Below are 25,542 nucleotides of genomic sequence, written 5' to 3'. Positions count from 1 at the left end.
AGGTCATGCCCTTGTGAAAAAAATGTTATCCCGTCTGTAAGATGTTTCATCAGATTACAGCGAAGGATCGGTTTTTTCCGCCCCCTGGCTCAGGTCGACCTGGAAGCGGCAGCCGTGGGGCGCCGTCGAAGTGAGGGTGACGCGCCAGCCCTGGTCATCACAGATCCGCTGCACCAGCGACAGCCCCAGGCCCAGGCCCTCGCCACGGCGCTCCTCGCCGCGCACGAATGGCTGGAACATCTTTTCCCGCTGTTCTTCGGGAATGCCGACGCCACTGTCCTCGACGCTGAAACCGTTGGTCTCCAGGCTCAGGCGGATGTAGCCGCTGTCGGTGTAGTGCGCGGCGTTGCGCAGCAGGTTGCCCATCACCGACTGCAGGAAGGTGGCGTTGTACAGCAATGGCCCGGCACTGATCCGGCCATCGAAGTACAGCGACAGGCCCTTCTGCTCGATGGTGTCGCGCCACACCCCGATCAGGTCGTCGGCCACCTCGCGCAGGGTCGCCTGGGACGCCACGGCGCCCTGGTCGCGCTGGGCGCGGGCGAGCATCAGGAAGGTCTTGACCAGCTCGCGCATTTCTTCGGTGGCGCGCGCAATACGCTCCACCTGGCTGCGTGAACGGGTGTCGAGGTTGGGGTTTTCGATCAGCAGTTCGCACGAGGTCGCCAGCACCATCAGCGGGGTGCGCAGCTCGTGGCTGACATCGCTGGTGAACAGGCGCTCGCGGGTCAGCGCGTCGCGCAGCCGGTTGAGGGTGTCGTCGAACGCCACCGCCAGCTGGCCGACCTCGTCCGCCGCATAGTCCGGCGCCAGGGGTGGCGCCAGGCCCAGCAACTGGTCACGATGGCGGACCTGCTGCGCCAGGCGGATCACCGGGGCCATCACCCGCCGCGCCAGCAACCAGCCAAGCACCACCGCCAGCACCAGGCTGAGCACGAAGCCCACCACCACCACGGCGAACAGCACCCGCTCGCGCTCTTCGAAATCGCTCTGGTCCTGCAGCAGCACATAACGCCGGCCATCGACGATCTCGACCATGGCGTGGTACGACAGCTGGTCGCGAAACACTTCATGGAAGCCCACGTCCAGGTGGCGCAGGTCCTTGGGCAGCTCGAAGTCATCGCGCCCGCCACTGAAGTAGAACAGCTGGTCCGGCCGTGGCCGGTGGCTCCAGTCGCTGACGCTGTCCATGCGCAGCAGGCGCTGCAGGTCACCGCCGAGCACCGACGAAATCAGCCGTTCCTCGACCAGGTGCACAGTGGCGACGATGCCGAAGGCGAAGGCCCCGGCCACCAGCGCGCTCATCAGCGCAAAGGCGATGATGATGCGCTGGGCAAGACTTTGCTTAAACTCCATCGCGGCCCTCGGCGAGGCGATAGCCGACGCCATGGACGGTATGCAACAGCGGCTTTTCGAACGGTTTGTCGATCACCTGGCGTAGCTGGTGCACATGGCTGCGCAGGCTGTCGCTGTCGGGGCAGTCGTCCCCCCACAGGGCTTCTTCCAGCACCTCGCGGCGCAGCACGTGCGGGCTCTTCTGCATCAGCACGGCGAGCAGCTTGAGGCCGACCGGGTTGAGCTTGAGCAGGCGGCCCTGGCGGGTGACTTCGAGGGTGTCGAGGTCGTAGCTCAGGTCGGCGACCTGCAGCGTGCGGCGCCCGCCACCCTGGGCCCGGCGCAGCACCGCTTCGATGCGCGCGGCCAGTTCCGAGAGGGCGAAGGGCTTGAGCAGGTAGTCGTCGGCGCCGGAGCGGAAGCCCTGCAGGCGGTCGTCGAGCTGGTCGCGGGCGGTGAGCATGATCACCGGGGTGTCGCGACGGGCGTCCTCGCGCAGGCGCTTGCACAGGGTGTAGCCATCGATGCCCGGCAGCATGATGTCGAGCACGATCAGGTCGTAGTGTTCGGTGGCGGCCAGGTGCAGGCCGGACAGGCCGTCCTGGGCGCAGTCCACGGTGTAGCCCTTCATGCCAAGGTAGTCGGCCAGGTTGGCCAGGATATCGCGGTTGTCTTCAACCAAAAGAATACGCATCGGGTTCTCCTGTGCGGCGCTTCGCTGGGGTGCGCGGCAGGCGCAGCTTACGGCCATCATCGGCACTGTGCCAGCCCCAGGGAAAATTCAGCAAACTTGACAGTTTTTTCACTGATCCTTCACGAACAGAGGATAGCGGGCGCACGACAATGCCCGGTCTTTTTACCCCTGGAGTCGCCATGCAACAACGCCCGCATCCGCGCCCGATCAACCCCTGGCTGTACCTGGGCCTGCCACTGGCGGTCGCCGTGGCCCTGCTCCTGCTGGAGCTGAGCTCGCTCGACATGGACATCGCCAACCTGTTCTACGACCCCGTCGCCGGCGAGTTCATCGGCCACCATAGCTACTTGCTGGAAACCATCATGCATGACCGGGTCAAGCAGCTGGTGATCCTGATCGGGTTGCTTTCCCTGGGGGCATTCGCCCTGAGCTTTTTCTGGCAGAAGCTGTTCAGCTGGCGCCGCGAACTGGGTTGCCTGGTGCTGGCGCTGGGCCTGTCGACCGCCTTCATCACGCCGTTGAAGAAGGTGACCCAGGTGCAATGCCCCTGGAGCCTGACCCAGTTCGGCGGGAAGGAAACCTACAGCGAACTGCTGCAGCATCGCCCTGCCACCGACAAGCCGGGGCTGTGCTGGCCGGGTGGGCATGCCGCCACCGGGTTCTGTCTGTTCGGGCTGTTCTTCATGCTGCGTGACCGCAAGCCGAAATTGGCGCGGGTGGCATTCGTGGTGGCGCTGGTGGCGGGATCGGCACTGGGGCTGGGGCGGATGCTGCAGGGGGCGCACTTCCTGTCGCACAACCTGTGGACGGCAGTGTTCTGCTGGTTGATCGGCTTGGGGTCGTATTACCTGGTGCTGTATCGCAATGGCATGGCAGAGGCGCCAGCGTCCGAACGCCGCGTTGCCTGATTCGCGGGTAAACCCGCTCCCACAGGGATCGCGGATTCGCGAAGCTGTGGGAGCGGGTTCACCCGCGAAAAGGCCAGCACAGGAGAATGAAAAAGCCCCGCACTAGGCGGGGCTTTTTCTTGGTGCAGAGGGTAAGGCTGGCTTACATCATGCCGCCCATGCCACCCATGCCGCCCATGTCTGGCATGCCGCCGCCAGCTGGGGCTTCGCTCGGAGCGTCAGCAATCATCGCTTCGGTGGTGATCATCAGACCGCCGATCGAAGCTGCAGCTTGCAGGGCCGAACGGGTGACCTTGGCTGGGTCCAGGATGCCCATCTCGATCATGTCGCCGTATTCGCCGGTAGCAGCGTTGTAGCCGTAGTTGCCCGAACCTTGCTTGACCTTGTCAGCGACAACGCTTGGCTCGTCGCCGGCGTTGGCGGTGATCTGGCGCAGCGGCGCTTCTACAGCGCGACGCAGCAGGGCGATACCGACGTTCTGGTCTTCGTTGTCGCCTTTGAGGTCGACAATGGCGGCCAGGGAACGCACCAGGGCTACACCACCGCCAGGCACCACGCCTTCTTCGACGGCTGCGCGGGTAGCGTGCAGGGCGTCTTCAACGCGGGCTTTCTTCTCTTTCATTTCAACTTCGGTGCCGGCACCGACCTTGATCACGGCAACACCGCCAGCCAGCTTGGCCAGGCGCTCTTGCAGCTTCTCACGGTCGTAGTCCGAGGAAGTCTCTTCGATCTGGGCACGGATCTGCTTGACGCGTGCTTCGATGTCGGCGTCAACGCCAGCACCGTCGATGATGGTGGTGTTTTCCTTGGACAGGATCACGCGCTTGGCGTTGCCCAGGTGCTCCAGGGTGGTGGTTTCCAGGGTCAGGCCGATTTCTTCGGAGATGACCTGGCCGCCGGTCAGGACGGCGATGTCCTGCAGCATGGCCTTGCGGCGGTCGCCGAAGCCCGGGGCCTTGACGGCAGCAACCTTGACGATGCCGCGCATGTTGTTGACGACCAGGGTAGCCAGGGCTTCGCCTTCGACGTCCTCGGCAACGATCAGCAGCGGACGGCCGGCCTTGGCAACGGCTTCCAGCACTGGCAGCAGCTCGCGGATGTTGGAGATCTTCTTGTCGACCAGCAGCAGCAGCGGGCCTTCCAGCTCGGCAACCATGGTGTCCGGCTTGTTGACGAAGTACGGCGACAGGTAGCCGCGGTCGAACTGCATGCCTTCGACGACGGACAGTTCGTTTTCCAGGCCCGAGCCTTCTTCAACGGTGATCACGCCTTCTTTACCGACTTTTTCCATGGCTTCGGCGATGATTTCACCGATGGAGTTGTCGGAGTTGGCGGAGATGGTGCCTACCTGGGCGATGGCCTTGGAGTCGGCGCATGGCTTGGACAGGTTCTTCAGCTCGGCGACGATGGCAGCGGTGGCCTTGTCGATGCCGCGCTTCAGGTCCATCGGGTTCATGCCGGCAGCGACGGCTTTCAGGCCTTCGTTGACGATGGCCTGAGCCAGGACGGTAGCGGTGGTGGTGCCGTCACCGGCAGCGTCGTTGGCCTTGGAAGCGACTTCCTTGACCAGCTGGGCGCCCATGTTCTCGAAGGCGTCTTTCAGCTCGATTTCTTTGGCGACCGAAACGCCGTCCTTGGTGATGGTCGGCGCGCCGAAGCTCTTGGCCAGCACCACGTTACGGCCTTTCGGGCCGAGGGTGGCTTTTACCGCGTCAGCCAGAACGTTGACACCAACCAGCATTTTCTTACGAGCGGAGTCGCCGAATTTTACGTCTTTAGCAGCCATGATCGTTTAATCCTTGGAAATTCTTTGGAGTAACGGGAAGTCGGGGGAAATCAGCCTTCGATAACGGCCAGGATTTCGTTCTCGGCCATGACCAGCAGGTCTTCGCCATCGACTTTCACGGTGTTGCTGCCCGAGTAAGGGCCGAAAACCACTTTGTCACCGACTTTGACGGCCAGCGCGCGGACTTCGCCGTTTTCCAGGACGCGACCGGTGCCGACAGCAACGATTTCGCCGCGGTTTGGTTTTTCAGCGGCCGAACCCGGCAGGACGATACCGCCAGCGGTTTTCGATTCTTCTTCGCTGCGACGGATGACTACGCGGTCATGCAGAGGACGAAGCTTCATTGTCGATCTCTCCCAAATTGTGGTTTTCATCGGCCGGTATCGACACCGGCGGGTTGATGCGGTCCGGCGTGGCCGGGGGTGGCCCGCAAAGGGCGAACCACCTGTGTCATGTCTGGCGTTGCCACCAGAAACCTTGCGGTGACCACATACATGAGGCCGCCATATTCAATTACAAGGCTTGTTATGCAAAATTTTTCTTGAGGCCGAAAAACACCGGGGCCGCTGAAGCGGCCCCGGGGGTTGCGGATGACGTCATTTGTCGCGGCGTTCGTACTCGCCCTCGATCACGTTGGGCCGCTGGCCGCCGTCACGCGGCTGCGCCTGGAACGGATCATCCTGGAACGCGCGCTGGCGCATGCTCTGGGCCTCGGCCCGCTCACGCATCTTGCGCGCGGCCAGGCGGCGGGTGAACGGCAGCAGGCACAGCAGGCCCAGCACGTCACTGATGAAACCCGGGATCAGCAACAGGCCACCACCGACGGCCAGCATCAGGCCCTGGAACATGTCCTCGGCGGGCAGCTCGCCACGTTGCAGGCTCTCGCGGGCACGCAGGGCGGTGGCCAGGCCGGCCACCCGCACCACCAGCACACCCAGGGCGGAACCGGCGATGATCAGCAGCAGCGCCGGGAAGAAACCAATGGCACCGGCGACCTTGACGAAGACGAACAGCTCCAGCACCGGGAACAGCAGAAACAGCAATAGAAAAGCACGCATCAAAGCATTCCTCGTCGGAAGAAACCCTTCCTGTAAGACCTACAGATGGATGCGTGGGCGCGGTTTTTCAAGCCTCGACTTCCGTCGCAGCCGGCCACCGGTCGGCGCGCGCCAGCAAAACCAAGGCTTCACGGACTTGTGTCGGCGTGTTGCAAGGGCTCGGGAACGGCAGCCAGTAGATGCCCTGGCCAATGCGCAGGTGCATGCCTTCGCTGTCGATGCCGACCATCTGCGCAGGCGCGCTGCGCGGCAGCTCGCTCAGTTCCACGTAATGGGCGATGGCGTTGGCATGGTCGCTGTTCATGTGCTCGATCATGCTCGCCTCGGCCTTGCCGGCGAAGGGGTTGGCCAGGGTCACCTGGTCGAGCCAGTGGATCGCGCCGAAGCCGCCGATGTAGCGGTGGCGCACCGGCTGCAGCACCCAGAAATCGAAGTCGTGGGCCTTGTGGTAGTTGGCGGCGTCGGGGAAGTAACGGTAGTAGCGCTCGGCGGCGGCCTCGATCGCGGCCTCGTCGACCAGCTTGTGCGCCTCGGCCATCAGCGTCAGGCGGCCGACCGCCTGCACGTCCTCGGCTTCGCGTTCGCCCACCAGCAGCGAGCACTTGGGGTCTTTCTGCAGGTTGTGGGTGTGCTGGGCGATGCGGCTGATCAGGATCAGCGGGTTGCCCTCGGCGTCCAGGCAGTACGGCACCACGGAGCCGAACGGGAAGCCGGGCATGGACTTGGAATGGGTCGAGAGCACGCCGCGGTATTCCTTGAGCAGCAGTTCCCGGGCGGGGCGGATGGCGTTGGTACTCACTTGGGGACGGCTCCTGGTGGCGGACTGGATGGGGACAAGATAAGCATTATCACCTTCAGTGCCAATGGGGCTGCTGCGCAGCCCTTTCGCGACACAAGGCCGCTCCTACAGGATCGCGGTCCCCTGTAGGAGCGGCCTTGTGTCGCGAAAGGGGCGCAAAGCGCCCCCGGCAATTTACCAGGTCACGCCAAAGCCTGCGGTATACCGGGTCTTGTCCAGATCGCTGTCCCGCGTCCCGCTGATGATGTCTTTTTCAGCCTTGAGGTTGAGCGAGGCCCATTCGGTGACCTTGTAGCGCAGCCCCACCTCGGCATCCACCGAGTAGTCCGCGGCGCCGCCCAGCGGCTTGGCGAACTCGCCGTTGGTGAACAGTTGCACGTTCTTGCCGATCAGGTAGCGGGTGTAGTCCCACTTCACCGCCGCCGAGTAGAAGTTGTCCTTGGCGCCGTCCTGGTATTCGAAGTCGGTGCGGTTGATCAGCGAACCCAGCGAGAACGCGCCCAGCTCGTCATCCCAGAACTGGTAGCCCGGGCCGGTACCGACGGTGCGCTGGCGGGCCAGGTCCTCGATACGGTCACGCTTGTATTCCAGGCGCCCCTGCCAGAACCACTTCTCGGTGATGAAGCGGTCGAGGGCGTATTCGGCGCTCCAGTTGTCGGTGGTGGTGACGTCGTCCTTGGTCTCGCGGTTGTATTCGCCTTCGGCGTTGTGCCGCCAGCGCCCGTGGCGGGCGGTGGTCTTGAAGCTGACGTCGTAGTCGTCGCTGTCGGTCTCGGCCCGCTTGTAGTCCATGGCCACATCGACGTTGCCCTTCCAGATGAGGTCTTCGACCACCGGTTTGGGCTTCATGATCTGCTGGACACTGGCCAGGTCGACGGTTTTCGGCGCCTCGCCGTTGGCCAGGATCACCTTGCCCGGCTCGGCGGCCTTGAGCGACTTGGCCTTCTCGCCGGTGTAGGCGTCCTGCTTGACCAGCAGCTCCTGGTCGCTCTCCAGGGTCTTGACCTGCTTCCAGTCCAGCGAGACCGACCCGCCATAGGGCGTTTCCAGCAGCAGCTTGCCGCCATCGAACACACGGATCTTGCCACTGAGGCGGTCACCGTTCTTCATCCAGACGGTGTCGGCAAACGCGGGGGCGGCGCACAGGGAGGCGGTCAACAGGCACAGCAAGGATCTAGAATACATAAGCGTAATTTTCGGACTGCGGGTTCGATTCGACGAAAAAAGCCGGGCATTATCCAGATACCGACGACCAGAGCAAGGACAGACCGAGGAGCATGCCGTTGAGTTCAATACTCATTTGCCGCAACCACCCGTCCGGTTTCATCCCAGGCCAGGGCTGCCCTGATGTCTGAGGGATATGAGCATGTCCTGGACACGCCAGGTGCCCGACGAACGGCGCTGTATTCGGTGCTCGGCCAGGTGCCCGAGGGCAAGGTGGTCAGTTACGGCCAGCTCGCCGAACTGGCCGGCCTTGGCCGCGCGGCACGCTGGGTCGGCAGGACGCTCGGACAACTGCCGGCCGATACTCGCCTGCCCTGGCACCGGGTGCTCGGTGCCGGTGGTCGGCTGAGCCTGGCACTGGGCACTCCGTCGGGCGATGAACAACGGGCCAGACTGCGTGCCGAGGGTGTGAATGTGACCAATAATCGTGTGGATATGACGCGCCATGGCTGGCGTCCGATGGAGCACAGCGGTTAGAGTGCGCGTTTTGTTTCCGCAAACTTTGAGGCAGATGTTGGCCCATGCCCCGTAAAACCTGGCGCGCTGCCCTGGCCGCCTATGCCAGCCCGTCAACCCTGGTGCTCCTGCTGCTCGGCTTTGCCGCCGGCCTGCCCTACATGCTGGTGTTCTCGACGCTTTCGGTGTGGCTGCGCGAAGCGGGTGTGGCCCGCGAGACCATTGGCTACGCCAGCCTGATCGGCTTGGCCTACGCCTTCAAATGGGTCTGGTCGCCGCTGCTGGACCAATGGCGCCTGCCGTTGATCGGCCGCCTGGGCCGGCGCCGCTCGTGGCTGCTGCTGTCGCAAGCGCTGGTGGTGATCGGCCTGGTCGGCATGAGCCTGTGCGACCCGCAACAACACCTTTCCTGGTTGATTGCCCTGGCGGTGCTGGTGGCATTCGCTTCGGCCACCCAGGACATCGCGGTCGATGCCTATCGCCTGGAGATCGCCGACGACCAGCGCCAGGCCGCCCTGGCCGCCAGCTACATGGCCGGCTACCGGGTCGCCGCACTGCTGGCCACCGCCGGCGCACTGTTCTTCGCCGAGTGGTTCGGCTCTACTGGCTTCAGCTACCTGCACAAGGCCTGGGCCGGCACCTACGTGCTGTTCGGCGTGCTGATGGTGCCGGCGCTGTTCACCACCCTGGTGATGCGCGAGCCACCGGTGCCGATGCGCACCCAGCTGTCGGCGGCGCGCTATGGCCTGGTGCACCAGATGGCGTCGGTGTTCGTGCTGATCATCCTGCTGGTCTCGGTGCCGGCGAGTTTCACCCAGATGTTCAACACCGGCTGGTCGAGCGTCATCTCCGGTGACGCCACCCCGCTCGACCTGCTGCTCGAAGACCGCGCCTTCCTGCGCCTGATCCTCTATGTACTGCTGACCTGGGCCTGCCTGTCGGGCATGGGCCGTCGCGGCCTGGCGCCGGTGCTGACGCCGGTCAACGACTTCATCACCCGCTACCGCTGGCAGGCGCTGCTGCTGCTCGGGCTGATCGCCACCTATCGCATGTCCGACACGGTGATGGGCGTGATGGCCAACGTGTTCTACATCGACATGGGCTTCACCAAGGACGAGATCGCCAGTGTCAGCAAGGTCTTCGGCCTGATCATGACCCTGGTGGGTGCCGGTGCCGGTGGCCTGCTGATCGTGCGCTTCGGCATCCTGCCGATCCTGTTCATCGGCGGTGCGGCTTCAGCGGCCACCAACCTGCTGTTCCTGATGCTGTCGGACATGGGCCCGAACCTGGAAATGCTGGTGGTGACCATCTCGCTCGACAACTTCAGTTCAGGCCTGGCCACCTCGGCGTTCGTCGCCTACCTGTCGAGCCTGACCAACCTGAAGTTCTCGGCCACGCAATATGCGCTGCTGAGTTCGATCATGCTGCTGTTGCCGCGCTTGATAGGTGGCTATTCCGGGGTGATGGTGGAGAAGTTCGGCTACCACGACTTCTTCCTGATCACCGCGCTGCTGGGCGTGCCGACCTTGATCCTGATTGCCCTGCACTGGCGCCAGGAAGCAGGAAAAGGCAAGCCCGTGCCGGTTGAGAACCCGGCGGCCGAGCAGCCCTGAGAGATTGCTTCAGCCTGTGCTGGCCTCTTCGCGGGTAAACCCGCTCCCACAGGATCATCACAGGCCTCAGGCCTTGTGCAATACCTGTGGGAGCGGGTTTACCCGCGAAGAGGCCGGTACAGACCTAGAGATTACCGAGCGACAGCCCCTTCCCCAGGCCGCCCGCCCACCACGAACCACAAAGGCCACAGCGCCAGCGCCCCGGCCACGCCTGCCGCCAGCGCAAAGTGCATCAGGCTCGCTCCCGCCCCGATCATCGCCAGCAACGCGCCACCGAGCCCCAGCAGGGCAATGGTGATCATGCCCAGCATCGCCGATACCAACCCCTTGCTCTGATCGCTGGCGAACAGCGTCATGCGGTACAGCACCGCATTGGCCACGCCCAGCCCCAGCGCATACAGCGACATGCCCGCCACCACGCTGGTCACCGATGGCCACAACCAGGTCGCCAGCACCATCAGGCACAACCCGGCCAGGTACGGCGCCATGGCCCCTCGCACCAGCGCTGGCAGCGGGTAGCGGTCGGCGATGCGGTTGATGATCAGGTTGCCGAAGATCAGCCCGCCGAACACCGGCAACTGCCACAACGCGTATTCCATCGTGCTCAGCCCCTCGTCGGTGATCAGCAGCACGGGCGACAGACCGATCCAGCCGATCAGCGGCAGGCCCACCAGCCCCAGCGCGGCACTGCCGGCAACGAACTTGCGGTTGGCCAGCAGCTGGCCATAACCGGCGAGCAAGGGCAGCAGGTGAATCGGTGTGAATGCCAGGCGCGAGCCGTCGCGCCGCTCGACGCCCAGGGTTTCGGGCATCAGCCGGTGCAGCAGCACCCAGCACAGCACGGCACCAATGGCGAAGGCGACGAACAGCCAGCGCCAGTCCAGCCACTGCAGCATCAGGGTACCGATCAGCGGCCCCAGCAGCGGCGAAAGCAAGGCGATATTAGCCAGCAGCGCCATCATGCGTACCGCGTCGGCCTCGCTGAAGGCCTCGTTCAGGGCCGGATAGCTGACGGTCACCACGAAGCCCAGGCCGATGCCCTGCAGCAGGCGCAGCAGGTTGAACAGGCCGATGTCCTGGACCCAGTACGTGGCCAGGCAGGCGACGCCGAAGAAGGCACAGCCGGCCAGCAGCAGCGGGCGGCGGCCGTAGCGATCGGCCAACGGGCCGATCAGCCATTGCAGCACCACGCCGCCGAGCAGGTACAGGTTCAGGGCATGGGGGATGTATTCCGGGCTGGCGTTCAGGTGGTCGACCACCACCGGCATGGCCGGCATGACCGCGTCGCTGGCCAGGTAGGTGAGCAGCTCGAACAGGGCCAGGGTCAGGCCGAACAGCAGGGCTCGCAGGGGGGTGATGTACAGCAGTGGTTTCATGATGGCGTATCGGGTGTGGCAGGAGGGTCAGGCTATATGCCAGAAATGACGGGAATTTGCTGTGAACAAGTGTAAGGGTGGCTGAAAAAGCGGGGGCGCGGCGGCCCCAGCCTTTGAAGCAAGTTACTGCGCGGCAGTCTCCTGCACCACGCGAATCACCCGCTGCGGGAACGGGATGTCGATCCCTTCGGCCTTCAACCGGTCACGGGCATGCTCGTTGAGCATGAACATCACGTCCCAGTAGTCGGAGGTCTTGGTCCACAGGCGCAGCGACACGGTGATCGAGCTGTCGCCCAGGGTCGACACCACCGCCTGGGGCGCCGGGTCGGGCAGCACTCGTGGGTCCTGCGCCAGTTCCAGCAGCACCTGGCGCGCCTTCTGCAGATCGGCCTCGTAGTCCACGCCCACGTCGAACACCACCTTGCGCGTCGGCTGGCGGTTGGTGTTGGTGATGATGCCGTTGGACAGGCTGCCGTTGGGCATGATCACGGTCTTGTTGTCACCGGTGCGCAGCACGGTGTGGAAGATCTGGATGCTGTCGACGGTACCCGACACACCCTGGGCCTCGATCCAGTCGCCGATGCGGAACGGGCGGAACATCAGGATCAGCACGCCACCGGCGAAGTTCGCCAGGCTGCCCTGCAAGGCCAGGCCGATGGCCAGGCCGGCGGCACCGATGGCCGCGACGAACGAGGTGGTCTCGATGCCGATCATCGACGCCACGCTGACCATCAGCAGCACTTTCAGCACGATGTTCGACAGGGTGCTGATGAACCCTTGCAGTGCCAGGTCGGCGTTGCGCAGGCCAACCAGCTTGCCCAGGCGGGCGCTGACCCTGTTGATGATCCACCAGCCGACCGCGAGGGTCAGCAGCGCCAGCAGCACACGGCTGCCGTATTCCATGATCAAGGGGATCCAGGTCTGCGATTGGCGGACCAGCTGATCGACTTCAGCGTTCAAATCCATGTTCATCTCCTGATGCCGAACGGCAAATCGTTAGTAAAGCAGGCCGCCCATCGTTCAACGGCCCCGGAACCGATGGACCGCCTGCGCCGCCACCGGTTCCTCGGAAAAGCCTGATCAATCGCGGAAGTTGTTGAACTGGATAGGCATGTCGAACTCCTTGGTACGCAGCAGCGCAATGGCCTCCTGCAGGTCGTCACGCTTCTTGCCGGTGACACGCACCTGCTCGCCCTGGATGGCGGCCTGGACCTTCAGCTTGCCATCCTTGATGGTGGCGACGATCTTCTTCGCCAGGTCCTTGTCGATGCCTTCGCGGAACTTGGCTTCCTGCTTCTTTTCCTTGCCCGAAGCGTACGGATCCTTGGTTTCCAGGCATTTGACGTCGATCTTGCGCTTGACCAGGGCCAGGCGCAGGATTTCCAGCATGGCTTCGAGCTGGAACTCCTCCTCGGCGGTCAGCACCACGGTCTGCTCCTTGTCCTTGAACTCGAAGCTGCCCTTGCCCTTGAGGTCATAGCGGCGGTCGAGGTCCTTGATGGCGTTGTCGACCGCGTTCTGCACTTCGTGCTTGTCCAGTTCCGATACCACGTCGAACGAAGGCATGGTTGTTCTCCATAAAATAAACGCGCGCTCAGTCTGAACATGGAGCGCGTCGGTGTTAGCGGGTTAAAATGCGGGCTCATTATAACGGGTTGCGAAACGCAGATGAGCAGCACCTGGCATATTCTCGGCGCCGGTAGCCTCGGCAGCCTCTGGGCTTGCCGCCTGGCGCGCGCTGGCAAGGCGGTCCGGCTGATCCTGCGCGACGCGCAGCGCCTGCAGGCGTACCAGCAGACCGGCGGCCTGACCCTGGTGGAGCAGGACCAGGCCCACCACTACGCCATCCCGGCGGATACGGCCGAGGGCAACGGGCCGATCCACCGCCTGCTGGTGGCCTGCAAGGCCTACGATGCCGCCCCCGCCATCGCCCGCCTGGCCCCGCGCCTGGCCGACGGCGCAGACATCGTGCTGCTGCAGAATGGCCTGGGCAGCCAGGACGAGGTGGCCGACCAGGCACCCCTTGCCCGCTGCATCTTCGCCTCCAGCACCGAAGGCGCGTTCCGCGAGGACGACTGGCGGGTGCGCTTCGCCGGCCAGGGCTTCAACTGGCTGGGCGACCCGGCCAACCCGGCCGCGCCGGAATGGTTCGGCGACCTGCACGACGCTGGCATCCCCGGCGACTGGACGGTCGACATCCTCACCCGCCTGTGGCGAAAATTGGCGCTGAACTGCGCGATCAACCCGCTGACCGTGCTGCACGACTGTCAGAACGGCGGGCTGCTCGGGCACCTGGGCGAAGTCGAGGCGCTGAGCGCGGAACTGGCCGAGCTGCTGCGCCGTTGCGGCCAGCCCGAAGCCGCAACCGACCTGGCCGAAGACGTGCAGCGGGTGATCCTCGCCACCGCGGCCAACTACTCTTCCATGTACCAGGACGTGCGCGCGGGCCGGCGCACCGAGGTGCACTACCTGCTGGGTCACGCCTGCCGCGCCGCGGCCCGCCACGGCATGGCGCTGCCACAGCTGGAACACCTGCACCAGCGCCTGGTCGATAACCTGCGGGCGCGTGGCTTGCCCTGCGCCTGACCTCAACCCACAAGGACAACGCCCTGCCCATGACCTTGCGCCAACGCCTGGAAAACCTCCCGGTCGGGCAGAAACTGCTGGCGGCCCTGCTGGTGCTGCTGGTGACCATCCTGCTGGTGGCCAACCTGACCTTCATCAGCGCCGCCTACTGGATCACCCAGGAGAGCATGGCGCCGCAGGCCCTGCAGACCATCGGCCGGCTGGTGGCCAACCCGCAGCTGGCGGCACGTGCAGGCGATTCCGAAGAGTCCGCCACCGCCCTGCTCCAGGAACTGGGCAACTACACGCCCCTGCGGGCCGCAGCGGTGTATGGCGGCGATGGGCGGCTGCTGGCGCAGTTGCAGCACGGCGAACCGCTGGGCCTGCCCAAGCGCTACCGCAACATCGACGGCTGGCGCCTGATGGCGTTTCGCAGCACCCAGCTGATCCGCATTCCCCGCGATGCCAGCCCGCCGGCGCACCTGCTGCTGGTGGCCAGCAGCGAGCTGCCCACCGCCTTCTACACCGGCACCCTCAGCGCCAGCCTGGCGATCCTGGTGTTCAGCATCCTGCTGTGGATCGTCATTGCCCGGCAGATCAAGCGCCTGATCACCCAGCCCATCAACCAGCTCGAGGAGCTCAGCCGCCAGGTCACCCGCGAAGAGAGCTACGCCCTGCGCGCCCGGCGCGGCAACGATGACGAGATCGGCAGCCTGGCCGAGGCGTTCAACACCATGCTGTCGCGCATCGAGGCCCGCGAGCAGCAGCTCAAGCGCACCCGCGACGAGTTCCAGAATGCCTACGACCAGGCCCAGGGCCTGGCCGAGGAGACCCGCCACACCAATCGCAAGCTGGAGCTGGAAGTCCAGGTGCGCAGCAAGATCGAGAAGAAGCTCACGGGCTTCCAGAACTACCTGAACAGCATCATCGACTCCATGCCTTCGGCGCTGATCGCCCTCGACGAGCAACTCTATGTCACCCAGTGGAACCACGAGGCCACGGTACTCTCCGGCACACCGCTGGACGAAGCGCTGAACCAGCCGATCTTCATCGCCTTCGAGCCGCTCAAGCCGTTTCTGCCGCAACTCAAGGAGACCGTGGAAAAGCACCGGGTGGCCAAGATCGAACGGGTTACCTGGCCCAAGAGCGACGAACTGCGCCATTACGCCCTGACCTTCTACCCGCTGATGGGTGGCGGTGGCCGCGGCGTGGTGATCCGCATCGACGACATCACCCAGCGCCTGTCGCTGGAAGAGATGATGGTGCAGTCGGAGAAGATGCTGTCGGTCGGCGGCCTGGCCGCCGGCATGGCCCACGAAATCAACAACCCACTGGGGGCGATCCTGCACAACGTGCAGAACATTCGCCGGCGGCTGTCACCGGAGCTGCCGCGCAACCAGGAACAGGCGGACGAGCTGGGCATCGACCTGGGCAGTGTCAACCGCTACCTGGCCAACCGCGAAGTGCCGCAGTTGCTCGATGGCATCCAGCAGGCCGGGGCGCGGGCGGCGAAGATCGTCACCCACATGCTCAGTTTCAGCCGCCTCAGCAACCGTCAGCTGGCCCCCTGCGACCTGCCGGCCTTGATTGACCAGGCCGTGGAGATCGCCGGCAACGACTTCGACCTGACCATCGGTTTCGATTTCAAGGGCCAGGCCATCGTCCGCCAGTTCGACCCCAACCTGGGGCCAGTGCCGGGCACCGCCAACGAACTGGAGCAGGTGCTGCTCAACCTACTGAAGAACGCGGCCCAGGCCATCCACCTGCGGCCGCAGCCGAGCGAGCCAGGGCGCATCACCCTGCGCACCCGGCTCAACCCGCCGTGGGCCGAGATCCAGGTCGAGGACAACGGCGTCGGCATGCCCGAGGCCGTGCGCAAGCGCACCTTCGAGCCGTTCTTCACCACCAAGGAGATCGGCCAGGGCACCGGGCTCGGGCTGTCGGTCTCGTATTTCATCATCACCAACAACCACAAGGGGCAGATGGAAGTGCATTCCACGCCCGGCCAGGGTACCTGCTTCACCCTGCGCCTGCCCCTCGGCCAGCCGGCGACGACGGCGGCCAGCAAACCGGAGGCATGACATGGGCTATCGCCTGTCGAAGATCTATACCCGTACTGGCGACAAAGGCGAAACCGGCCTTGGCGACGGCCGACGGGTGCCCAAGGACCATCCGCGGATCGAGGCGATCGGCGAGGTGGACAGCCTCAACAGCCAGCTCGGGCTGCTGCTGGCGGGGCTGGCGGAACAGGGGCTGGATGAGCTGAGTGAGGTGCTGGGGCCTTGTCAGCACCGCTTGTTCGACCTCGGCGGCGAGTTGGCGATGCCCAGCTACCAGGCGCTGAACCTGGCCGAGGTGGAACGCCTGGAGGCGGCCATCGATGTGTGGAACGAGGAGCTGGGGCCGCTGGAGAACTTCATTCTGCCCAGTGGCTCGGCACTGGTGGCCCAGGCCCATGTGTGCCGCAGCCTGGCGCGCAGCGCGGAGCGGCGGTGCCAGCAGTTGAATGCGCTGGAGCCGTTGGCGGGGGTGGGGTTGGCTTATATCAACCGGCTTTCGGATCTGCTGTTCGTGGTGGCCAGGATCATCGGGCGACGCCAGGGGGTGGCTGAAGTGTTGTGGCAGCCTGCGCAAAAGCCTCAAAGCTGAAATTAGCCCCTCGCGGGTACGGCGCAGCCTGCCAATCCGGCGCTGTTCCTGTGGGAGCGGGTTCACCCGCGAATGGGCCGCAGAGCGGCCCCTCGAACAGGCGAATCAGGCTCCGGGCCAGAACGCCCGAATCCCGGCAACACCTTGTGCTCCGGCCTCCCAGGCCTGCTCCCGGTCCGCCGGCCCGACGCCACCCAACAGGTAGACCGGCTGGGTAAATCCGGCAATCAATCGCTGCGCCTCATCCCACCCCAGCGGCACCGCCTCGGGATGGGTCTGGGTCGCCTGCAGCGGCGACAAGGTGACGAAGTCCACCCCCATCTGCTCGGCCAGCGCCAGCTCTTCAGCGCTATGACAGGACGCCGCCAGCCAGCGCGCCTGGGGAAACGGCCGGCCTTTGGCCGCATACTTGCGCAATTGCGCGGCGGTCAGGTGCCAGCCGGCCGACGGGAAGTCGCCCAGCCATTCCAGCGGCCCCTTGAGCATCAATTGCGCCTTGCCCGCGCACAGCCCCACCGCATCCACCGCGACGTCGCGGTACTTGGGGTCGTACATGTCCGGGGCGCGCAGCTGGATCAGGCGAATACCGTTGGCCACGGCCTTCTGGATGCCCTTGAGCAGCTGCGGGACCTCCAGGCCGTCCGGGGTGATCAGGTACTGGTCCGGCAGGCGCGCGGCGGCGACGATCGGCTTGTTGGCCTCGGGAAAGGCATACTGTGGCAAGTCGCGTGGCGCGACCCACTCCAGTGGCTGGCCTTCGACACCGTGGGGTTCGCCGGTGAACGTATCGACTTCCCGCACATCCAGCAGCACCTGTTTGTCCGGGTAATCGTGGCTGACCTTGATCAGCGCCCGCGAACGGGTCACCTCGATGCCCAGTTCTTCACGCAGTTCACGGGCCAGTGCCGCTTCGACGCTCTCGCCCTCCTCCACCTTGCCACCGGGGAACTCCCAAAGCCCGCCCTGATGCTGGGTATCGGCGCGGCGGGCAATCAGAATGCGCCCATCGCTGCCGCGAATGACAGCCGCTACAACATGTATCCGTTTCACCCTTCACGCTCCGCCAGGCCAGCTCGCTGCCAGGCCTGGAAGGCCGGCCACTGGTAAATGCTCTCGATGTACGCCGCGGCCTCTGCCGGCACTTCCACGCGGTAGGTGCGCAGGCGCACGGCCACCGGGGCGAAGAAGGCGTCGGCCAGGGTCGGCTTGCCGAACAGGAACGGTCCGCTGTCCTTGGCCACCAGGCGGCATTCGGCCCACAGCGCGACGATGCGGTCGATGTCCACCTGCACGTCCAGGGGCACGCTTTCCAGGGCCTGGTCGCGGGACAGGTCGAACGGCATGGCCCCGCGCAGGGCGGTGAAGCCGCTGTGCATCTGCGCGCAGGCCGAACGGGCCTGGGCTCGGGCGGCGATATCGGCCGGCCATAGCTGGGCGTCGGGATGGCGTTCGTTGAGGTACTCGGCGATGGCCAGGGAATCGGCGATCACGCCGTGCTCGGTCTTGAGCAGCGGCACCTTGCCGGTGGCGGAGAAGGCGAGGATACGGGTGCGGGTATCGGGTTGCCTGAGTTTGATCAGGGTTTCCTGGTAGGGCGCGCCGGCCAGTTCGAGGGCCAGGGCGCCGCGCAGCGACCAGGAGGAGTACAGCTTGTCGCCGATGATCAGGTGATAGCTCATGGTTCGGCTCCATGGTTTGGTATTTGGGGGGCTGCTTTGCAGCCCTTTCGCGACACAAGGCCGCTCCTACAGCAGATCGCATTCCCTTGTAGGAGCGGCCTTGTGTCGCGAAAGGGCCGCAGAGCGGCCCCAGGATCGCATCAGGTACGGTACTCGGCGTTGATCTTCACGTACTCGTGGGACAGGTCGGTGGTCCAGATGGTTTCGCTGCACTGGCCACGGCCCAACTCGATCCGGATGGTGATCTCTTCCTGGGCCATCACCTTGGAGCCCTGCTCTTCGGTGTAGCTCGGGCTGCGGCCACCTTTGCTGGCGATGCACACGCTGTCCAGGTACACGTCGATCAGGCTGACGTCCAGTTCCGGCACGCCGGCACGGCCGACGGCGGCGAGGATACGGCCCCAGTTCGGGTCGGAGGCGAACAGCGCGGTCTTGATCAGCGGCGAGTGGGCCACGGCGTAGCCGACGTCCAGGCATTCCTGGTGGTTGCCACCACCGTTGACCTGCACGGTAACGAACTTGGTGGCGCCTTCGCCGTCACGGACGATGGCCTGGGCCACTTCCATGCACACTTCGAACACCGCCTTCTTCAGCGCTTCGAACAGCGCGCCGCTGGCTTCGGTCACTTCCGGCAGGTTGGCCTTGCCGGTGGCGATCAGCATGCAGCAGTCGTTGGTCGAGGTGTCGCCATCGATGGTGATGCGGTTGAACGACTTGTTGGCGCCGTCGAGCATCAGGTCCTTGAGCACCGCCGGGGCAACCTTGGCGTCGGTGGCGATGTAGCCGAGCATGGTGGCCATGTTCGGACGGATCATCCCCGCGCCCTTGCTGATGCCGGTCACGGTGACGGTCACGCCATCGTGCTGGAACTGGCGGCTGGCACCTTTGGGCAGGGTGTCGGTGGTCATGATGCCAGTAGCGGCTTCGGCCCAGTGGTTTTCCGACAGGTTGTCGAGGGCGGCCTGCAGCGCGCCTTCGATCTTCTCGACCGGCAGCGGCTCACCGATCACGCCGGTGGAGAACGGCAGCACCGACTCGGCCGGCACGCCGGTCAGTTCGGCCAGCTTGGCGCAGGTGCGCTCGGCGGCGGCCAGGCCCGGTGCGCCGGTGCCGGCATTGGCATTGCCGGTGTTGGTCAGCAGGTAGCGCACGGTGCCCTGTACCCGTTGCTTGGAGAGGATCACCGGCGCTGCGCAGAAGGCGTTGAGGGTGAACACGCCAGCGACGCTGGAGCCTTCGGCACAACGCATGACCACCACATCCTTGCGCCCCGGGCGCTTGATGCCGGCAGAAGCGATGCCGAGTTCAAAACCCGGAACCGGGTGCAGGGTGGGCAAAGGACCAAGACCAACAGCCATTAGAGCGCTCCTAGAAAATTCGGTTGAATGCAAAAAAGCGGGGCCGCTTCGCGCCCCATCGCGACACAAGGCCGCTCCTACAGGATTACTGCGATTCCTGTAGGAGCGGCCTTGTGTCGCGAATGGGCCGCGAAGCGGCCCCCGGTATGTCAGGTTACAGCAGTTGGTTCAGGTCACTCGATCTGACCATGGCAGTGCTTGAATTTCTTGCCCGAACCACACCAGCACGGCTCGTTGCGGCCCAGCTTCAGGTCGTTGCGCACCGGGGCAGCGGCCACGGCCACTTCGGCGCCCTCCTCGCTCAGCTGTTCGCTTTCAAGGCCCGGCGCGGCGGCATGCTGGAACTGCATGCGGCTGGCCAGTTCCTCGGCCTCGCGGCGCAGACGGGCTTCTTCCTCGGCCGGGTCTTCGCGGCGTACCTGCACGTGCGAGAGCACGCGGATGGTGTCGCGCTTGATCGACTCGAGCAGCTCCTGGAACAGGGTGAACGACTCGCGCTTGTACTCCTGCTTGGGGTTCTTCTGCGCGTAGCCACGCAGGTGGATACCGTGGCGCAGGTGGTCCATGGTCGACAGGTGGTCTTTCCACAGGTCGTCCAGCACGCGCAGCAGGATCTGCTTCTCGAAGGTGCGCAGGGCGTCGATGCCGGCCTGGTCTTCCTTCTCGGTGTAGGCGGTGGTGATCTCGCTCAGCAGCTTCTCGCGCAGGGTCTCCTCGTAGAGGTGATCGTCCTCGTCGAGCCACTGCTGGATCGGCAGCTTCATGGCGAAATCGCTGGCCAGCGAGGCCTCCAGGCCGGCCACGTCCCACTGCTCGGGCAGCGACTGCGGCGGGATGTGCTGGCTGATGGTGGCGTCCAGCACTTCCTGGCGGAACTCGGCAATGGTGTCGCCAATGTTCTCGGCCGCCAGCAGGCTGTTGCGCATGTGGTAGATCACCTTGCGCTGTTCGTTGGCCACATCGTCGTATTCGAGCAGTTGCTTGCGGATGTCGAAGTTGCGGCCTTCGACCTTCCGCTGGGCCTTCTCGATGGCGTTGGTGACCATGCGGTGCTCGATGGCTTCGCCGGACTGCATGCCCAGGGCCTTCATGAAGTTCTTCACCCGGTCGGAGGCGAAGATGCGCATCAGGCTGTCTTCCAGCGACAGGTAGAAGCGGCTCGAACCCGGGTCGCCCTGACGGCCGGAACGGCCACGCAGCTGGTTGTCGATACGGCGCGATTCGTGACGCTCGGAGGCGATCACGTGCAGGCCACCGGCCTGGATCACCTGCTGGTGACGCTTCTGCCAGTCGGCCTTGATCTGGGCGATCTGCTCGGGGGTGGGGTTTTCCAGGGCGGCCACTTCGGCTTCCCAGTTGCCGCCCAGAAGGATGTCGGTACCACGGCCGGCCATGTTGGTGGCGATGGTCAGCGCACCCGGGGCACCGGCTTGCGCGATGATTTCGGCTTCCTTCTCGTGGTACTTGGCGTTCAGTACCTTGTGGTCGATACCTTCCTTCTTCAGCAGGTTCGACATGTGCTCGGAGGTTTCGATGGTCGCGGTGCCCACCAGGATCGGACGACCCTGGGTCATGCTTTCCTTGATGTCGGCGATGATCGCGGCGTACTTCTCGTCGGCGGTCAGGTACACCAGGTCGTTGAAGTCTTTACGCGCCAGCGGCTTGTTCGGCGGGATGACCATCACGTTGAGGGCGTAGATCGACTGGAACTCGAACGCTTCGGTGTCGGCGGTACCGGTCATGCCGGACAGCTTGGTGTACAGGCGGAAGTAGTTCTGGAAGGTGGTCGACGCCAGGGTCTGGCTCTCGGCCTGGATGTTCAGGTTTTCCTTCGCCTCGATGGCCTGGTGCAGGCCTTCGGACAGGCGGCGGCCCGGCATGGTGCGGCCGGTGTGCTCGTCGATCAGCAGGACCTGGCCGTCCTGGACGATGTACTCGACGTTGCGGTGGAACAGCTTGTGTGCGCGCAGGCCGGCGTAGACGTGGGTCAGCAGGCCCAGGTTGTGCGCCGAGTACAGGCTCTCGCCCTCGGCCAGCAGGCCGGCCTGGGTGAGCATGTCCTCGATGTACTGGTGACCGGCTTCGTTGAGCTCGACCTGGCGGCTCTTCTCGTCGATGGTGAAGTGGCCTTCCTGGGTGACCTGGCCTTCCACTTCTTCGATGTGCTGGGTCAGGCGCGGGATCAGGCGGTTGATCTCGATGTACAGCTTGGAGCTGTCTTCGGCCTGGCCGGAGATGATCAGCGGGGTACGGGCTTCGTCGATGAGGATCGAGTCGACTTCGTCGATCACCGAGAAGTTGAGTTCACGCTGGAACTTCTCTTCCTGGCTGAACGCCATGTTGTCGCGCAGGTAGTCGAAACCGAACTCGTTGTTGGTGCCGTAGGTGATGTCGGCGGCGTAGGCAGCGCGCTTTTCTTCAGGCGGCTGGAAGGCCGAGACGATGCCCACGGACAGGCCGAGGAATTCGTACAGCGGGCGCATCCAGTTGGCGTCACGGCGGGCCAGGTAGTCGTTGACGGTGACCACGTGCACGCCCTTGCCGGACAGTGCGTTCAGGTAAACGGCCAGGGTACCGACCAAGGTCTTGCCTTCACCGGTACGCATTTCTGCGATCATGCCCTCGTGCAGGGTCATGCCGCCGATCAGCTGCACGTCGAAGTGGCGCATGCCCATGACGCGCTTGCCGGCCTCGCGGGCCACGGCGAAGGCTTCGGGCAACAGCTGGTCCAGTGTCTCGCCTTTGGCCAGGCGCTCCTTGAACTCTGCGGTCTTGCCCCGCAGTTGCTCGTCGGAGAGGGCCACCATCTTCTCTTCGAAGGCATTGACGATAGCAACCGTCTTGAGCATGCGTTTGACTTCACGCTCATTCTTGCTTCCAAAAAGTTTCTTTAACAAAGGCGCAAACATATCGGCAGGATCTTCCACACGTAGGGATGGAGGGCGGCCCCATGAGTCGCCCGTGCAGCCCTGAGGCCGCATGCGAACGAGCATTCTACCCGGAAACGATGGTGAGGAAAGTGGTGGATTGCCACGATGCTGGCACAGCGCTTTGGGCGGGGACTTTTCTAAGATAGGGGCATTTTCCCTGAGTTCAACCTCAGGCTTGATGAAACAGTAGCGAGAATGAGTTACATCCTGTGCCGGCCTCTTCGCGGGTGAACCCGTTCCCACAGCTATAGCGCTGTTCTCAAGGGATCGGTGATCCTGTGGGAGCGGGTTTACCCGCGAAGAGGCCGGCACAGGCTGCAGAGGTGTTAGACTGCCGATCTTGTAACTTCATGCTAACCACCATGGCCTTCAAACCCTCCCCCGCCCAGCCCCCCGCCGCTCTGCTGCGCCAGAACCGCCCGCTGCGCCTGCTGCTGAACCAGGCCGAACGCCTGGCCCACCTGCAGCGCCTGCTGGAAAGCCAGCTGCAGCCAGCCGCGCGGGAGCATTGTCATATCGCCTCGTGGCGCGATGGCACACTGCTGCTGGTGGTCACCGACGGCCATTGGGCCACGCGCCTGCGCTACCAGCAAAAGCGCCTGCAGCGCCAGCTCCAGGCGCTGGAAGCCTTCGGCAACCTGCAGCGCATCCAGTACAAGGTGCAGCCACCGCTGGTGCCGGCCAAGCGCGGCGGCAACACCACCGAGCTGTCGAGCAACGCCGCCGAGAGTATCCGCGATTCCGCAGAAGGCATTGCCGACCCCAAGCTGCGCGCCGCCCTCGAGCGCCTGGCCAGCCACGCCAACAAAGAAAAGCGCTGAAATAAAAAAGGCCACCCGAAGGTGGCCTCAATCAACGAACTAGAGAGTGTTCGAACTTACACGGCCGCAACAGGGCGCATGTACGAGATCGGTGCCGTGCTGGCATCTTCGAACGTGACCACTTCCCAGGCGTCGGTTTCAGCGATGAGCTTGCGCAGCAGCTGGTTGTTCAGCGCGTGGCCGGACTTGTAGCCCTTGAACTCGCCGATCAGGCTGTTGCCCAGCAGGTAGAGGTCGCCAATGGCGTCGAGGATCTTGTGCTTGACGAATTCGTCATCGGAACGAAGGCCGTCTTCGTTGAGCACACCGGTTTCGTCGACCACGATGGCGTTTTCGACACTGCCGCCCAGCGCAAGGTTGTGCTTGCGCAGGTACTCGATGTCACGCATGAAGCCGAACGTGCGGGCGCGGCTGACTTCCTTGACGAACGAGGTGCTGGAGAAGTCGACGACCGCACTCTGGGTCTGGCCCTTGAGGACCGGGTGATCGAAGTCGATCTCGAAGCTCACCTTGAACCCGTCGAAGGGCAGGAAGGTGGCGCTCTTGTCGCCCTCCACCACTGTCACTTCGCGCAGGATGCGGATGAACTTCTTGGCTGCGTCCTGTTCTTCCAGGCCGGCAGACTGAATCAGGAATACGAAGGGACCGGCGCTGCCATCCATGATCGGCACTTCCGAGGCGGAGAGCTCGACGTAGGCGTTATCGATGCCCAGGCCCGCCATGGCGGAGAGCAGATGCTCGACCGTATCGACCTTGACGTCACCATTGACCAGCGTGGTGGACATGGTGGTCTCGCCCACATTGGCGGCGCGCGCCGCGATCTCGACCACAGGGTCGAGGTCGGCGCGACGGAAGACGATGCCGGTGTCGACAGGCGCAGGCTTGAGGGTCAGGTAGACCTTCTCCCCGGAGTGCAGGCCGACGCCGGTGGCACGGATGGTATTCTTCAGGGTGCGTTGTCTAATCATGGCATTGGCCGCTTCATCGCAAATTGCGAACAGGTATCAACAAAGGCTGGGGATGATAACAGACCCGGCCTTTGCTGAACACCAATCACCTTTATACCCCTGATAACTTCCATCAATCGGCCTGGCGACGCAGGAAGGCCGGGATGTCGAGGTAGTCCAGGTCATCCTGAGGGTTGAGTTTAGCGGCTGCGGCGGCACCTGCATGGGCCTGGTTGCGCATCACGGTCGGGCGCTCCAGGTCACGGTAGTTCACCGCTGGCTGCTCCTGGCGGACCGGTGCCGGGTTGGACGACTCGTACACCTGCTGGGCGGTCTGCAGGGTGTTGTCGACCACCTTGACCGGTTTTTCGATGCGCGCGCCCAGACCAGTGGCAACCACGGTCACGTGCAGTTCGTCGCGCATGTCCGGGTCGATCACGGTGCCGACCTTGACCATCGCGTGGTCGGAGGCGAAGGCTTCGATGATGCTACCCACGTCGGAGTACTCACCCAGCGACAGGTCCGGACCTGCGGTGATGTTCACCAGGATGCCGCGGGCGCCCTGCAGGTTGACGTCTTCGAGCAGCGGGTTGCGAATGGCCGCTTCGGTGGCTTCGCGCGCACGGTTCGGGCCGCTGGCGCAACCGGTACCCATCATCGCCATGCCCATCTCGCCCATCACGGTACGCACGTCGGCGAAGTCGACGTTGATCATGCCCGGACGCTTGATGATGTCGGAGATGCCGCGCACGGCACCGGCCAGCACGTCATCGGCCTTGGCGAAGGCGGACAGCAGGCTGGCATCCTTGCCCAGGATGGTCAGCAGCTTCTCGTTGGGGATGGTGATCAGCGAGTCGACGCTCTCAGCCAACATGCGGATGCCTTCGTCGGCGATCTGCATGCGCTTGCGGCCTTCGAACGGGAACGGACGGGTCACCACGGCAACGGTGAGAATGCCCATTTCCTTCGCCACTTCGGCGATGATCGGCGCAGCACCGGTACCGGTACCACCACCCATGCCGGTAGTGATGAACACCATGTTGGTGCCCTGCAGCACCTCGGCGATGCGCTCACGGTCTTCCAGCGCGGCCTGACGGCCGACTTCCGGATTGGCGCCGGCACCCAGACCCTTGGTCACGCCGGTACCCAGTTGCAGGATGGTGCGTGCGCCGATGTTTTTCAGCGCCTGGGCATCGGTGTTGGCGCAGATGAACTCGACGCCTTCGATGCTGCTCTTCACCATGTGGTTGACGGCGTTGCCGCCGCCACCGCCGACACCGATCACCTTGATGACCGGGCTTTGCGGGACGTTGTCTACGAGCTCGAACATTTTCCCTCTCCTTA

At 64.4% G+C, this 25,542-nt stretch carries 23 protein-coding genes; 7 read left to right on the top strand and 16 right to left on the bottom strand.

The window, feature by feature from the left end; translation table 11 throughout:
• Positions 1 to 54 precede the first annotated feature (54 nt).
• Positions 55 to 1,356 (bottom strand): sensor histidine kinase, encoded by a 1,302-nt coding sequence (locus ACIP21_RS21675; RefSeq protein WP_400691862.1) that lies wholly within the window; start codon positions 1,354 to 1,356, stop codon positions 55 to 57.
• Positions 1,346 to 2,029, bottom strand: a complete 684-nt coding sequence (gene colR, locus ACIP21_RS21670) for a two-component system response regulator ColR (RefSeq protein WP_003255215.1) — start codon at positions 2,027 to 2,029, stop codon at positions 1,346 to 1,348. Before colR ends, ACIP21_RS21675 begins: the two co-directional genes overlap by 11 nt.
• 179 nt (positions 2,030 to 2,208) lie before the next feature.
• On the opposite strand from colR, the gene ACIP21_RS21665 reads away from it, so the two are divergent.
• Positions 2,209 to 2,937: a phosphatase PAP2 family protein gene (locus ACIP21_RS21665; RefSeq protein WP_400691859.1), complete on the top strand. Its 729-nt coding sequence runs from the start codon at positions 2,209 to 2,211 to the stop codon at positions 2,935 to 2,937.
• 142 nt (positions 2,938 to 3,079) lie between these two features.
• Here the strand turns inward: ACIP21_RS21665 and groL are convergent, their stop codons facing one another.
• The 5 genes from groL to ACIP21_RS21640 form a co-directional block, all read right to left on the bottom strand.
• Positions 3,080 to 4,723 carry a chaperonin GroEL gene (groL, locus tag ACIP21_RS21660; RefSeq protein WP_400691857.1) on the bottom strand — a complete coding sequence of 548 codons (1,644 nt, stop codon included), beginning with the start codon at positions 4,721 to 4,723 and terminating at the stop codon, positions 3,080 to 3,082.
• A 50-nt stretch (positions 4,724 to 4,773) separates the two neighbouring features.
• Positions 4,774 to 5,067 (bottom strand): co-chaperone GroES, encoded by a 294-nt coding sequence (locus tag ACIP21_RS21655; protein WP_056801869.1) that lies wholly within the window; start codon positions 5,065 to 5,067, stop codon positions 4,774 to 4,776.
• 252 nt (positions 5,068 to 5,319) lie between these two features.
• Positions 5,320 to 5,781 (bottom strand): FxsA family protein, encoded by a 462-nt coding sequence (locus ACIP21_RS21650; RefSeq protein WP_400691854.1) that lies wholly within the window; start codon positions 5,779 to 5,781, stop codon positions 5,320 to 5,322.
• 67 nt (positions 5,782 to 5,848) lie between these two features.
• Positions 5,849 to 6,580: a HugZ family protein gene (locus tag ACIP21_RS21645; RefSeq protein ID WP_400691851.1), complete on the bottom strand. Its 732-nt coding sequence runs from the start codon at positions 6,578 to 6,580 to the stop codon at positions 5,849 to 5,851.
• Between the two features lie 174 nt (positions 6,581 to 6,754).
• Entirely contained in the window at positions 6,755 to 7,765 is a 1,011-nt protein-coding gene (locus ACIP21_RS21640; RefSeq protein ID WP_400691848.1) for a DUF481 domain-containing protein, read from the bottom strand.
• Positions 7,766 to 7,927: 162 nt separating this feature from the next.
• On the opposite strand from ACIP21_RS21640, the gene ACIP21_RS21635 reads away from it, so the two are divergent.
• Both ACIP21_RS21635 and ACIP21_RS21630 read left to right on the top strand, forming a co-directional pair.
• Positions 7,928 to 8,281, top strand: a complete 354-nt coding sequence (locus ACIP21_RS21635; RefSeq protein ID WP_400691845.1) for an MGMT family protein — start codon at positions 7,928 to 7,930, stop codon at positions 8,279 to 8,281.
• 44 nt (positions 8,282 to 8,325) lie between these two features.
• A complete protein-coding gene (locus ACIP21_RS21630; protein ID WP_400691842.1) occupies positions 8,326 to 9,873 on the top strand; it encodes an AmpG family muropeptide MFS transporter in 1,548 nt (515 codons plus the stop codon).
• Between the two features lie 131 nt (positions 9,874 to 10,004).
• Here the strand turns inward: ACIP21_RS21630 and ACIP21_RS21625 are convergent, their stop codons facing one another.
• From ACIP21_RS21625 to ACIP21_RS21615, 3 genes are all read right to left on the bottom strand, one after another.
• Positions 10,005 to 11,249 (bottom strand): MFS transporter, encoded by a 1,245-nt coding sequence (locus tag ACIP21_RS21625; RefSeq protein WP_400691839.1) that lies wholly within the window; start codon positions 11,247 to 11,249, stop codon positions 10,005 to 10,007.
• A gap of 123 nt (positions 11,250 to 11,372) precedes the next feature.
• Positions 11,373 to 12,215, bottom strand: a complete 843-nt coding sequence (locus ACIP21_RS21620) for a mechanosensitive ion channel family protein (protein ID WP_400691837.1) — start codon at positions 12,213 to 12,215, stop codon at positions 11,373 to 11,375.
• Between the two features lie 114 nt (positions 12,216 to 12,329).
• Positions 12,330 to 12,815 (bottom strand): YajQ family cyclic di-GMP-binding protein, encoded by a 486-nt coding sequence (locus ACIP21_RS21615; protein ID WP_167061457.1) that lies wholly within the window; start codon positions 12,813 to 12,815, stop codon positions 12,330 to 12,332.
• A gap of 102 nt (positions 12,816 to 12,917) precedes the next feature.
• Here ACIP21_RS21615 and ACIP21_RS21610 point away from each other — a divergent pair, with 102 nt between their 5' ends.
• The 3 genes from ACIP21_RS21610 to ACIP21_RS21600 are packed head-to-tail and all read left to right on the top strand — an operon-like array spanning position 12,918 to position 16,463.
• Positions 12,918 to 13,835: a putative 2-dehydropantoate 2-reductase gene (locus ACIP21_RS21610; protein ID WP_400691834.1), complete on the top strand. Its 918-nt coding sequence runs from the start codon at positions 12,918 to 12,920 to the stop codon at positions 13,833 to 13,835.
• 29 nt (positions 13,836 to 13,864) lie between these two features.
• Positions 13,865 to 15,895 carry an ATP-binding protein gene (locus ACIP21_RS21605; RefSeq protein WP_400691831.1) on the top strand — a complete coding sequence of 677 codons (2,031 nt, stop codon included), beginning with the start codon at positions 13,865 to 13,867 and terminating at the stop codon, positions 15,893 to 15,895.
• 1 nt (position 15,896) lies between these two features.
• A complete protein-coding gene (locus tag ACIP21_RS21600) occupies positions 15,897 to 16,463 on the top strand; it encodes a cob(I)yrinic acid a,c-diamide adenosyltransferase (RefSeq protein ID WP_400691828.1) in 567 nt (188 codons plus the stop codon).
• Positions 16,464 to 16,568: 105 nt separating this feature from the next.
• On the opposite strand, the gene ACIP21_RS21595 is transcribed toward ACIP21_RS21600, so the two are convergent.
• From ACIP21_RS21595 to secA, 4 genes are all read right to left on the bottom strand, one after another.
• Complete coding sequence (locus ACIP21_RS21595) at positions 16,569 to 17,513, bottom strand: Nudix family hydrolase (RefSeq protein ID WP_400691826.1); 945 nt, start codon at positions 17,511 to 17,513, stop codon at positions 16,569 to 16,571.
• A complete protein-coding gene (locus tag ACIP21_RS21590) occupies positions 17,510 to 18,142 on the bottom strand; it encodes a glutathione S-transferase family protein (RefSeq protein ID WP_400691823.1) in 633 nt (210 codons plus the stop codon). The genes ACIP21_RS21595 and ACIP21_RS21590 overlap by 4 nt, the downstream gene beginning before the upstream one ends.
• Before the next feature lie 140 nt (positions 18,143 to 18,282).
• Complete coding sequence (argJ, locus tag ACIP21_RS21585; protein ID WP_400691820.1) at positions 18,283 to 19,500, bottom strand: bifunctional glutamate N-acetyltransferase/amino-acid acetyltransferase ArgJ; 1,218 nt, start codon at positions 19,498 to 19,500, stop codon at positions 18,283 to 18,285.
• Positions 19,501 to 19,673: 173 nt separating this feature from the next.
• Positions 19,674 to 22,409, bottom strand: a complete 2,736-nt coding sequence (gene secA, locus ACIP21_RS21580) for a preprotein translocase subunit SecA (protein WP_400691817.1) — start codon at positions 22,407 to 22,409, stop codon at positions 19,674 to 19,676.
• 383 nt (positions 22,410 to 22,792) lie between these two features.
• Here secA and ACIP21_RS21575 point away from each other — a divergent pair, with 383 nt between their 5' ends.
• Positions 22,793 to 23,251: a DUF721 domain-containing protein gene (locus tag ACIP21_RS21575; RefSeq protein ID WP_400691814.1), complete on the top strand. Its 459-nt coding sequence runs from the start codon at positions 22,793 to 22,795 to the stop codon at positions 23,249 to 23,251.
• A gap of 56 nt (positions 23,252 to 23,307) precedes the next feature.
• On the opposite strand, the gene lpxC is transcribed toward ACIP21_RS21575, so the two are convergent.
• Both lpxC and ftsZ read right to left on the bottom strand, forming a co-directional pair.
• Positions 23,308 to 24,219, bottom strand: coding sequence for a UDP-3-O-acyl-N-acetylglucosamine deacetylase (gene lpxC, locus ACIP21_RS21570; protein WP_400691811.1), 912 nt, complete (start codon positions 24,217 to 24,219; stop codon positions 23,308 to 23,310).
• A 112-nt stretch (positions 24,220 to 24,331) separates the two neighbouring features.
• Positions 24,332 to 25,528, bottom strand: a complete 1,197-nt coding sequence (ftsZ, locus tag ACIP21_RS21565) for a cell division protein FtsZ (RefSeq protein WP_027917991.1) — start codon at positions 25,526 to 25,528, stop codon at positions 24,332 to 24,334.
• Positions 25,529 to 25,542: the final 14 nt, after the last annotated feature.

Origin of the sequence: Pseudomonas sp. NPDC089401, from assembly GCF_044749485.1 — a bacterium.
Lineage (GTDB): Bacteria > Pseudomonadota > Gammaproteobacteria > Pseudomonadales > Pseudomonadaceae > Aquipseudomonas.
This window is presented reverse-complemented; position numbering and strand designations above follow the sequence as displayed.